Annotated in this window: 1 protein-coding gene and 1 pseudogene; one reads left to right on the top strand and one right to left on the bottom strand. The window is 72.5% G+C overall.

Annotated features, from left to right (window positions below; all coding sequences use genetic code 11):
* A pseudogene (locus tag I0Q12_RS14515) lies at nt 1–510 on the top strand (hypothetical protein); the annotation flags it as partial.
* A gap of 9 nt (nt 511–519) precedes the next feature.
* On the opposite strand, the gene I0Q12_RS14520 reads toward I0Q12_RS14515, so the two are convergent.
* Nucleotides 520–1,047: energy-coupling factor transporter transmembrane protein EcfT (locus tag I0Q12_RS14520; RefSeq protein ID WP_197252580.1), on the bottom strand; the 528-nt coding region annotated here is incomplete at its 5' end.

A 1,047-nucleotide genomic window follows, 5' to 3' on the forward strand; every position in this document is an offset into this window, starting at 1 on the left:
GCGGTTCCCGCGGTTCTGGCGGTACGGAAGGTGCGACGCCTCGATGCGGTGCCCATCCCGCCGGCTCCTCCGCGTCGGCGCGCGTTGCCGCCGGACGGTTCCGTCGCACGCGCACCCATGGCGCGACTGGCCAGCAACGAGCGGAGCCTGGCGCATCTGCTCGGGGTCCTCGCCCGGTCCCAGGCGGTCGTCGCCGAGGATCTCGACGAGATCGGCGAGGCCGCTCGGGCCGCGTCGTCCGCGCTCGAGGCCGTCGCGGTCGACGTCGTCGCGCTCGAATCCGCAGCACGTGGGAGCGCCGCGGCCGGTCACCGTCTCGAGACCGGTGTCGATCAGTTCGAGGAACTCGTGGCGGCCGCCGCGCGGCTCGCCGGGGCGCCCGAGGGCAGCCGGCCCATGGCCGTGCTCGAGCAGCAGCGCGCCGAATTGATCTCCGCGTCCGATCGCCTCGAGGGCTGGGCCCAGTCGTGGCAGGACGTCGACCGGATCCAGCAGCGGTTCCGGCCCTAGGAACTACGCCTAGTCGTCCACGCCCCGCGCGGAGAGTGCTTCGCCCATCGCATCCGCGGACCGCAGGGCGCCCACGACGACCGGAACTACCAGGGCACGCAACGAGAAGCCCAGGCCGCGGGCCTTGCGCGCGTCGCTCACCTGTGTCACCAGCTCACCGAGCAGGGGGATGCAGCGAATGGTCATGACCAGCACGAGGCCGATCCGCTCCGGATTCACACCGACCCGGCGCAACGGCCCCAGGCCCGCAACGATCGCGTCCAGCATGTCCGTCACGCGGGTCGTGAGCGTCACCAGCGCCGCGAGCGCGACCGCGAGCAGCAGCGAACCGCACACCACCACCGCGCGTTCCCAGCCCGCGACCACGACCTGGAACACACCGATGAACGCGAGCATCCACAGCAACGGACGCAACTGGACGACGGCGAGCCGGACCGGAATCCGCGCCATGGCGTAGAGCCCGGCCACGGCGGCGGCGACGGGCAGCACCTGCCACGGCCGGTCGATCCACAACGTCAGCGCGACGATGGCCGCCGC

The organism is Rhodococcus sp. CX, assembly GCF_015865005.1.
Classification (GTDB): domain Bacteria; phylum Actinomycetota; class Actinomycetes; order Mycobacteriales; family Mycobacteriaceae; genus Rhodococcus.